The following is a 9,348-nucleotide window of genomic DNA, read 5'->3' as shown; positions in this document are numbered from 1 at the left end:
TGTTGCTGCGGACTGGGGGCCACCCGATCGAAGGCGATCTGATGAAATTTTCAGGTTAGGGACACTCTATGGCGACCGCGGCCAAAATTCAACACTTTCGATTAACATAGCCTTGATTTTCAGAGTCCGTTTCATAACAAGAAAGAACCCCAGCAATTGCAAACTCTATCCACTTTTTTGCTGGGGTGCAGAGTAGTTAAGATTTGTTGCCGAGCTCTTTCTGCTTCCGTTCTTTTTCCCATTTGTTACAAAGATACTTCCCTAAGGCAGAAGTCAGGCCGAGAAAGACTATGAATAAAATAACAAGGTAAGCAGCAGTGTGATTCATTACAATTTCTCCTTGCAATAGCACAGAAACATGCACACTAAGGCAATGCTCACGCCTCAGAGAAGGGTTTGAGTGAATAATTCAGGTTGTTGCGGCAATAACGCAGCCAGGATCAAGCCCGCCGTTATCATCTCCAACATTCTGAGGCACGAACATAGGTATTCATTGAATAGTCTTCCTCCAAAGGCGGCGCTCAGAAAGTCCCGAATTTTCTCTTTAATTTTCATGTCTCTTTCCCTATTATAACTTACGATTCCTATCGAAACTTCACACCTCTATAGATTGTTTCTATCAATTCTACGATTTCGATTGATGCTATGGGTTTGATGACATTTGACAGGTCCACCGTCGGAGAGGACGAAGTGCGTCAGCACATTGACTGCCTCTTACAACGCTATGAGTGAATCATACTACGTTTCGTAACCGCCGGCAACCGCAGGCTACCAGTAAAGAGAAATACAACTTACGTAAAGAGCTGTCTTCAACTTAGCTTATTGATATTCAATGAAATAAGGCACTTTCCGAGGACAAGCGGAAGACCATCCGCGCGCACAACCGGCGGGTAGTGAGGATTGTCCGACAGTAACCGCAGGCTTCCATCAGGCTGCATCTGCACACGCTTGATGACGACGCGCTGGGAATAGGCAACGGCGTAGAAGCCGTCGTCGAGAGCTACCTTGACGCTGGTGTCTACAAGAACAGGCGCCCCTTTCAGAACCCCAGGCTCCATCGAGTCATCCGGGGCAATCAGAATGCGCAGCGATTCCCAGGACTCGGGGAGAATGCCGTTGACGAGAAGCCAGTCGCGGGTTACACGGATAAGGAGCACACGGGCTGAACCTGGGGTATCGCAATCCATGACCGGTATGGAGACGATCGAGCCGTCGTTCATGACAATCGAATCACGTGCTTGCATCAGTCCCTCATCGCCGTAACGGAGGTAAGCGGAGGTTACCCCGAGACAGTCGGCAAGTTTCTCCATGTTCTCGTGACTCGGCCAGCTCTCGCCTTTGATCCACTTTGTGATGCTCGGGTGCGCGACACCAACGCGACGCGCGAGTTCGCGCATCGACATGCCGCTGTTCTTCAAGAGGATGGAGAGTCTTTCGGGAAATTCCATGTTCATCTGTCCTTGTCAGGTTCTGCGTGGTAACTAAAAGTTTACCCTGTTCCTTGCTGAGAAGTGAGGACAGTCTCCTGATATCGGAGACCCGACCGTGAGAAGCCTGTCGCACAGATTTGCAGGACAGGTGCGCAATGTTCGGATTCGAGATAGAACAATTCCTCTCAGAGCAGAGCGTGTTCACGCGAAGAGTCCGTTGCGAAGCGAGGTCTTCCTGGGCACTTTAATCCGCTCCTCTGAAGTCAGGATTGACGGTGGCAGATATTGTCTCTGACAGACGAAGAGATCAATCTGATACCGGCGCATTTCACTCCCGGGCAGAGCGCCCTCAGGAACCACTCTTCCCCGTGGTGATGAGGAGGAAGAGCGCGGCCATCGCGAGATAGACCGCGCCCACCGTCACCGCAGCCATCGGAGCGGAGCAGTACACGATGAGCGCGCCGAGCACGATCGGGCCGAGCGTCTTGCCCAGGCGCTGCGAGACCTCGTAGAGACTCATGATGCGGTCGATGCCCACGCGCTTCACGACGTCGAGGCCGACGAGATACTCGCTGAAGGCGGCGGTGCAGGCCGCCGATCCCAGGCCGATCACGATCGCGCCGAGCGAAAAGCCGATCAAGGGCGTCGAGAAAGCGCAGACGAGCGCGCCCGCTGCGGTGATCACGGCGGCGACGATGCTCGCTGTGCGTCTCCCCGGGAGTTTCGCGAGCGTCTCGCCCACCCAGTTGCCGACGAAGATGAGCGGGATCGTGAGGAGCATGTAGACGCGGCCGATGTCGGACTGCAGATACCCCGTCTCGGCGAGGTACACGGGGGCGAGATAGCCGCAGCAGCCGATCATGACGAGCTGGTACGGCACCACGAGGAGCACGAAAAAGGCGAGGAGCCGGCGGTCGCAGATGCTGCGGACGAGCTCGACCAACTTCATCGGCACGGGCTGCGAGGATGCGTCGTCGAGCGAAACGTTTCTTCCGGGCAGGAAGAACACCGGGAACGCCACGATCGAAAGCATCACGACCGCCTCGAGGAGGAAGACCGGCCTGAAGCCGACGTGCTCTGCGAGGAGCGCTCCGAGCGCGCAGCCCGTGAGCGACCCCGCGTAGATGCCGGCCTGGACGTCCACGAGGAGCTTCTTTCTCACCGAGCAGGCGACCGAGGTGATGAGGCAGAGGCCGAAGCCGAGGCCCACCACGAGCCGGCCGATGATGAAGAGCCAGGGTTGGTCGGTGAGGAAGCAGAGGAGGCTGCCCGAGCCCGAGACCGCGATGCCCGCGGTCATCATGAGCCGGGCGCCGGCGCGCCTGAGCCACCCTCCGCCGAAGAAGACCGTGATGCCGGTGCCCGCCATGATGCCCGAGACGGCGAGCGCCATCATGACGGTGCGCGAGGGCGCGTCAGGCGGGAGGATCTCCGCCATGCGCAGAGGCAGGAAAGAGACCGAGAGATCGGTGCCGATGACGATGAAGAAATTCAAGGGCCTCAGCAACCCGCACGCCTGCGCGGTGAATCCCCTCTCCTCCTTCGGGAGCGCCCGCCATGCGGAGAGGCGCGTGAGGAGAAAGAAGAGCTCCAGCATGAAAATGAACGCGATTCCCCCGACCGTGAGGAGGTCGAGCGCGGAGACGCGGAGCTGCTCGAGCCAGGGCGCGCGCAGCAGGGTCACGCGCAGCGCCGGCGCGGCCTCGACGGTCGAGGCGTCTTCACTCAGCGCGCTCGGGAGCGGGAAGACCTTCGGGTCGCCGAGGAGCTTCGTCCCCTCGGGGACGCTCGAGGCGATGAGGTGCCCGTCGGGCGAGAGGATCTCGAAGGCGGCGAGCCCGCCCTCGGCCTCGGCCGCGCGCTTCAGGTACGCGTCGATGCGGTCGGTGTTCTCGATCGAGATGCCGACGGTGACGAGGCGCGCGAGCGAGTCCGTGAGAATCTCGCCCGTGCGGAAGGCATCCGCGCGCGTGCGCTGCGTGTAACCGGAGGAGACCGTGTGGAGCGCTGCGGCGGCGTTGGCGAGCATCACGAGAAGGAAGAGCGCCATGCAGGCGATCTGCGAGGAGCGCGAAAGGTCGGCGAGACGCCCGCGGCGGCGGCCGCGCTCGAAGTGACTGACGAGACCGCAGAGCAGGAGGAGCCCGGCGGCGATGGAAGCCGCCTGAACCGCGAGGAGCCTCGCGACCTCGGCGCGGATCTCCGCCTCGATCGGGGCGGCATCGATCCTCGCGGCGACCCAGCCCGCGGCGCGGCGGTCCGAGCCGGGGACGGAGACCATGAGCGTGCGGCCTGCGTCGTCCTCGCGGAGCACCTCCTCGGAGCCTTTCCTCCGTACTGTCCTGTCACCCCAGGCGTCCCCGGGGAACCCTTTGCGGGCAAGAATCACGCGGCCGTCGGCGCCGAGCACGGCGAGCGGTATCCGGGCGCGCTCCGCCGTGCGGTCCAGCAGTCGCCCGAGCCCCGCGTAGTTCGTGAGGTGCTTGCCGTAGCGCACGCCGAGCGAAAGATCCGCGCGCAGCGTCTCCACGGCCACGCGGGCCGATGCCTCGCGGTTCGTCCAGAGTTCCTTGTCGAGCGAACCGAGCAGCATGGCGTCGTAGACGAGAAGGCTCACGATCAATACCGCGAGCCAGCCGAGGAGCGCGAGGGCGTGGCCCTTGAGGACCTCGGCGACATGTGTGAGGGAAATTCGGGTGGCCATGCCTGGTGAGGGAGCAGCAGCGGGCGGCGGACAGTAACGGGGAGGCTGCCGTCAAGGGAAGAAAGCGTCAGACACTAATTGTGCGCTTGCTCTGGATTTCGAGACTTTGACGCAAAATCCCCTGTTGACGCGATGCCTCTCCTGTGCATCAGTTATCCGAGACATTGAATTACCTACTGATCTTTCAGAAGATTCAGATGTTCTCGATCGAGGCTCGGCAATTCGACTCTTTCTGCACCGAAACAGGGCAGATAATCGCCGGCCTGTATACAGGCTCGGAGACTGATCATGTTCACGGCGCCTCCATGAGCCAGTCAAGGACATACCGCCTTCGGATCCCGTCGCAGTCGGCCTCCGGGTCCTGGTCGAGCGTGAGGATGAGCTTCGGATAGAAGTCCCGGATCTTCCGCAGCGGCCCGAGTTCACGCTCAAGCGCGGCGGGGTCGCGTACGCTCTCCGCCGCCTGCACGTAGAGCGTGCCCCAACCGTTCTCCGCGACGAAGTCGATCTCTCCGTGCGATGTCTTCCCGGAGTACACGCGATAGCCGCGACGAACGAGCTCAAGGAAAACCACGTTTTTGATCGTCTGCCCGGCGGCCTAGGAGCGCGAACCCGGCATCGTTCTTCCGAGCGCGGGATCCACGGGCCAGTACTTCGACGACCGCCCGATCACCCTCTTCTTCCGGATGTCGAGGCGCGGCGCCTTGAGAAAGAGCTGCGCCTCAAGGAGCGCCGAGAGGTACTTGTCCACGGTCTTGAAGTCGGTCTTCAGCCCCGTGCGTTCAGCGCGTCAGTCGCCTGCCTGACGTTCACCGCCGTGCCGGCGCGCTCGAAGAGGAAGCCGCAGAGACCTTCGAGAACCGGCATGTCCGCGATGCGCACCCGGCGCTGGATGTCCCGGACGATCACCGAGCAGAGCCGTCCCTCGAGCATCGCGTCCGCCGCTGCTTCTTCCCTCAGATGAAGCGCGCACGGGAATGAACCCATCGAGACGTACCGCTTCCAGATTTTCTCGCGCGGAATATGCTCGTCGGCAGCCGCGGCCGTGAACTCGGCGAACGAGAGCGGCAGCATCCGGATCGCGACGAAGCGGCCGGTGAGGAGCGTCGCGTTCTCGCAGGAAAGGAGATCCGCGCCCGAGCCGGTGACGCAGATGTCCGCCCCTTCTCTGAGCAGAAGGCTCGCGAGGACCGCCGGGAAGTTCCTGACGTGCTCAATCTCGTCGAGGAGGAAGTACGAAGTACGTCGTGCTCCCGGGAACGATGCGGGCGGTGAGCGCGTCGTGCAGCCGCTTCGGATCCCGCAGTTCCAGGGCGTCATGTTCCTCGAAGCTCACGGTGACGATCTGATCCTCCTCCACACCAAGATCGAGAAGATGACGGCGGAAGAGCCTGAGAAGCGTCGACTTGCCGCAGCCGCGCACGCCCGTGATCATCTTGATCAGGCGCTTTCCGCGGAAGGCTTCAAGCTCGCGCAGGTACTGCGGACGAGGAACTGCATCCATCTCTTCTCCCGGAGTTCAGTATGAGTTGGAATATTTTCCAACTATATCCAGAAACTTCCCGGTTTCCGGAGAATCTTCCAGTTGCTTTTGCCTTTGACGGAACTCGGAATGACGCAGAGGCCGCAGACATCGCTGCCGACGGTTACTTCTCTGTGATCTCTCCGTCATTCCGGTGCTCGGCGACGAGAGCCTCGACGCCACTGTCAGGTTCTCCGGCGTCACGAATGCGGCCGTTGTCTCGACGGAAGTGCTCGACCGCTGGAATTACTCAGCCAAACTGGGCGTCACGGCCGAGAAGGACCGCTTCGGCATGGGCCTCGGGCTCTCCTGGACGGGGAGTGACAACGCCGACAACTACGCCGTGACCGCGAACTTCCGCTACTCGTTCTGAGTCATCGGTCATTGAAGTGACAATTCCGGCCGGCTCGGATTGCCGCACGCCAGCCGGACAAACAGAACCAATGGATCAGGGGGCCGGTTATTCACCGGCCCTTTCCCGTCTTCGGGTGCGTGCCACAGTAGCCGATCACCGCCTTGCCGCGGTCCTGGTCGATGAAGAAATAGACGCGCAGCGTGGTCGGGTCGTCGGCGACGCCGAACCGCAGGTGCTTCTTCATCACGACCGTCTCCTCGGCATAGGTGACCGTTCTCGGTCCCCAGATCGCCGGATCATTGCTGTTCTGCGTCGTGTCCGACTCCTGGGCGGCGTAGACATTCGGCGTGAACACCTTTCTCGCCTCCGTGTCGCCCCCGCCGCCATTGAGCAGGGCATCAAGATACTCATTCCCGAGCTTGAAGAGATTCCGGAGAAGATCCTTCTTGCGGTCAAAGTAGGGATCACTCTTCGCCGACGATGCATAGGCGCTGTCGAGCACCCGGATGCGGCCCTCCGAGAAATGCTCGGTGAGCCAGAGCGACACCGACGGGCAGAGGCCGTGCTTCTCAAGCAGCTGCCGGATGTTTCTCGGCATCTTCTCGACCGCGTTCTTCACGCGCTCATAGGTGTACCGGTGAGCCTCGGCAAGGGCCTCCGCCTTTGACTTGGCTTCCTCTAGGCTCCTCACCCTGCCGTTGAGCGCCTGGTTGTCATCCTCAAGCATCTCGATCCATTGGGCCTGCTCTGAGACCTTCGCCTCTAGCGCCTTGATCTCCTCTCTCAGGCGGTCGCGGAGCTTCTCGAGCCTCTCTTTCCAGTCGGCCTCGGTCTGCTCGAGCTTCCACTCTGCGGCGACGAACCGCATGCAGTTCTGGAGCGAATGCGCGAGCTCGCTCTGAATGAAGCCGCCTCTCGCGATCGTGTCGTTCAGCGCAATGCCGGCCGCCGACACGTCATTGACGAGCGATTCGATGCCGGCCGCCTCGGAGAGGCTCTTCCCGAGTGCGTCCGCGGTATTTATCCGGAAGGCGCGCTCGATGCGGTCCGCGTTGCAGAGAATCCGGTACGAAGGCGACACGCGCTCTGCGGCCGTGAAGAAGGGCCGCAGTTCCGCGTCCACCGAGTAGCCGTCGCCGGGGCCGAGCGTCTTCACGCGGTCGATGATCCCGAGGAGCACCGAGACCGCGAACGAGCGGCCGAGGTCGGCGCCGTGGACAGTGAGCGGCATCGTCAGGATGTCGAGCGTCCGTCTCGGGGGAAAGTTCTCGTCCGGAACGGTGAAGTTCTTCCCCAGGCCCGCCTTCTTCTGCAGGTACCACGATCGGACACGAAGATAGGTGTCCTTGAGGTTCGGCGTATGGAAGAGCCGGTCGTCCTTGTCGACATATGTGCCGAGCAGACGCATGACGTCGCGCCTCAGGTCCTCGGGATCCATCCTCGAGAGCACCGCTTCGGCGAAGAGGCGCCGCAGGAGCGCCGGCGGAGCGCTCCGGTAAAGGACGCCGAGGTCGTTGTATCTGCGCGCGACCTTCCTCTGCCACTGGAAGGTGCCGGTCTCGGGGATGCCGAGGAGGCGCGCGGCCTTCTGAGCCTTTTCACGGCGCTCGCCCGGGACCTTCTCCTCTCCCTCGCGGTGCAGGATCTCGCCGTAGAGCGGGAGCACGCGGGCGACGAAATCGAAGACCTGCTGGTCGCGCCAGACGTTTGACTCGCCTCCCCGGGACGCGAGGGAGACGAGCATCGCGTCGAAGGCGAAGAAGGGCGAGACGACGTCGAGCGGCCGCTCCTCGTGGAGACGCATCCTGTCCGTCACCTCCCTGAGATGCGAAGGGACGAGCTGCCAGCTGAGCGACTGACTGAAGAGCTCCCGGTTCTCGCTGCAGGCGCGGGCGAACTTCGTGTGGATCTGGTCATACAAGGCACCGCACCCTCGGCCCCATTCGCCGAACGTCCCGTCCGGACTGAAGGCTTCCCAGAGGAAGGCGACGATCGAATCCGTCATCTCGGGCTGGTTCGCGAAGGCGATCCTCAGCTGCGTGGGGACCCGCTCGGGCACGGCGGTCTTCCAGTCGTCGAAGACCTTCGTGACCGAACGGCGCCGCTCGGCGAAGAGGCTCCTGACGGACGGTATCGTGTCCGACCGGGGATCCGGGCTGAGCGCCCGGACCCACTCGACGAGCGGACCGTTGGCATTCTGGTATTCGACGATGATCCGATAGCGGAAATATGACCTCAGCAGGTCCTTCTTCTCGTAGAGACCCTTGATGGAGGTGTACCGCGCAAAGAGCCGGAGCGACTCGAAGGCGAATGACACAGCGCGCTCATAGCCCTCGAGGTCCGCATAGTCGTCGAGGAGCATGCGGAGGTCATTGGCGAACTCGGCGATCCTGGGGTTGGCGAAGGCCTCGACGCGGCGCACGCCGCATTCGATTCTCTGGAGCTCGCGCCGGGCGTTTCTGTACGAAACGCCGAGGCGCTCGACTTCGCCCTCGCCCTCGAGCTGCGGCTCGAGCCAGGCCTTGAAGGCGTGGCGCATGGCCTTCGCCACGGCGCGGAGACGCTCCTCGTCGCCGCGGGTGTCGTCGCTCCCCAGGTCCAGATACTCGACGTAGCCGAGGTCGGCGGCCAGTCCCGCGGCAAATGACTTCGCGGCCTGTTCCGGACCAAACGATTCAATGGCGTCGAGAAGCTGCATATCGATTCCTTCGGGGAGACATCCGGCTGCGGCAGCTTTCAGAAAAGCGCCGCAGCGGAATGGGAGGCTCAATCCTTCAATTATCGCCCGACTTGAGGTCCGGAATGAAACGGTATTCCGTCATTCCGGGGCTGTCTCGCCGGATTCCCATGAGCCTTTCCGCGGCTTCCCGTGCCATTACCGCCGCGGGCGGTCTGTCTTGCTTCCCCAGGGGGAAATCTCAATCGCCTCTCTCTCAGATCCTCCCGCGCCGCGCCTTCAGCCGCGAGGCAAGGAGCAGCACGAGGAAGTAGCCCGCGCCGAGGATGGCGGCGAGCGTACCCGCCGGGATCTGCGCCGGGGCGATGAGCACCTGTCCCGCGCCGTCCGCGGCGGCCACGATCACCGCGCCCGCGGCGGCAGCCGTGAGGATCTGGGCCTTCACTCTCGCCGCGCCCATCATGAGCGCGAGGTGCGGGGCGACGAGACCGATGAAGGCGACCGGCCCCATGGCGGCGGTCGCGACCGCCGACGAGAGCGCGCAGAGCGCAAGGAGCAGGAAGGCCGACGGCCCCATCGGCAGGCCCCGGGACTCGGCGAACTCCCTTTTTGGCCTTTCGCTGTTTCGAGTGGGTAGGTTGGAAAGGCGGTAGCTACTTC

Annotated in this window: 9 protein-coding genes; 1 reads left to right on the top strand and 8 read right to left on the bottom strand. The window is 62.2% G+C overall.

Going from position 1 to position 9,348, the window contains the following annotated elements; all coding sequences use genetic code 11:
• Positions 1–809: 809 nt before the first annotated feature.
• The 6 genes from Q4F91_RS11795 to Q4F91_RS11770 form a co-directional block, all read right to left on the bottom strand.
• A complete protein-coding gene (locus tag Q4F91_RS11795; RefSeq protein WP_303337916.1) occupies positions 810–1,448 on the bottom strand; it encodes a LexA family transcriptional regulator in 639 nt (212 codons plus the stop codon).
• A 331-nt stretch (positions 1,449–1,779) separates the two neighbouring features.
• Positions 1,780–4,134: an MFS transporter gene (locus Q4F91_RS11790; RefSeq protein ID WP_303337915.1), complete on the bottom strand. Its 2,355-nt coding sequence runs from the start codon at positions 4,132–4,134 to the stop codon at positions 1,780–1,782.
• Between the two features lie 292 nt (positions 4,135–4,426).
• Positions 4,427–4,708, bottom strand: coding sequence for a hypothetical protein (locus Q4F91_RS11785; RefSeq protein WP_303337914.1), 282 nt, complete (start codon positions 4,706–4,708; stop codon positions 4,427–4,429).
• A gap of 24 nt (positions 4,709–4,732) precedes the next feature.
• The gene (locus tag Q4F91_RS11780; RefSeq protein ID WP_303337913.1) at positions 4,733–4,885 is read right to left on the bottom strand and encodes a hypothetical protein; all 153 of its coding nucleotides are present in this window, start codon (positions 4,883–4,885) and stop codon (positions 4,733–4,735) included.
• Positions 4,886–4,902: 17 nt separating this feature from the next.
• Positions 4,903–5,454, bottom strand: coding sequence for an AAA family ATPase (locus tag Q4F91_RS11775; protein WP_303337912.1), 552 nt, complete (start codon positions 5,452–5,454; stop codon positions 4,903–4,905).
• Positions 5,348–5,638 (bottom strand): AAA family ATPase, encoded by a 291-nt coding sequence (locus Q4F91_RS11770; protein ID WP_303337911.1) that lies wholly within the window; start codon positions 5,636–5,638, stop codon positions 5,348–5,350. The genes Q4F91_RS11775 and Q4F91_RS11770 overlap by 107 nt, the downstream gene beginning before the upstream one ends.
• Before the next feature lie 172 nt (positions 5,639–5,810).
• Here Q4F91_RS11770 and Q4F91_RS11765 point away from each other — a divergent pair, with 172 nt between their 5' ends.
• Positions 5,811–6,029: a hypothetical protein gene (locus tag Q4F91_RS11765; RefSeq protein ID WP_303337910.1), complete on the top strand. Its 219-nt coding sequence runs from the start codon at positions 5,811–5,813 to the stop codon at positions 6,027–6,029.
• A gap of 91 nt (positions 6,030–6,120) precedes the next feature.
• Here Q4F91_RS11765 and Q4F91_RS11760 read toward each other — a convergent pair whose 3' ends face one another.
• Both Q4F91_RS11760 and Q4F91_RS11755 read right to left on the bottom strand, forming a co-directional pair.
• Positions 6,121–8,709: a hypothetical protein gene (locus Q4F91_RS11760; protein ID WP_303337909.1), complete on the bottom strand. Its 2,589-nt coding sequence runs from the start codon at positions 8,707–8,709 to the stop codon at positions 6,121–6,123.
• 235 nt (positions 8,710–8,944) lie between these two features.
• The coding region (locus Q4F91_RS11755) for an iron chelate uptake ABC transporter family permease subunit (RefSeq protein WP_303337908.1) at positions 8,945–9,348 on the bottom strand (404 nt) is incomplete at its 5' end.

Source organism: Sutterella sp., assembly GCF_030539355.1.
Lineage (GTDB): Bacteria > Pseudomonadota > Gammaproteobacteria > Burkholderiales > Burkholderiaceae_F > Sutterella.
The sequence above is the reverse complement of the archived record's forward strand: the minus strand, read 5'-3'. Positions and strand labels throughout refer to the sequence as shown.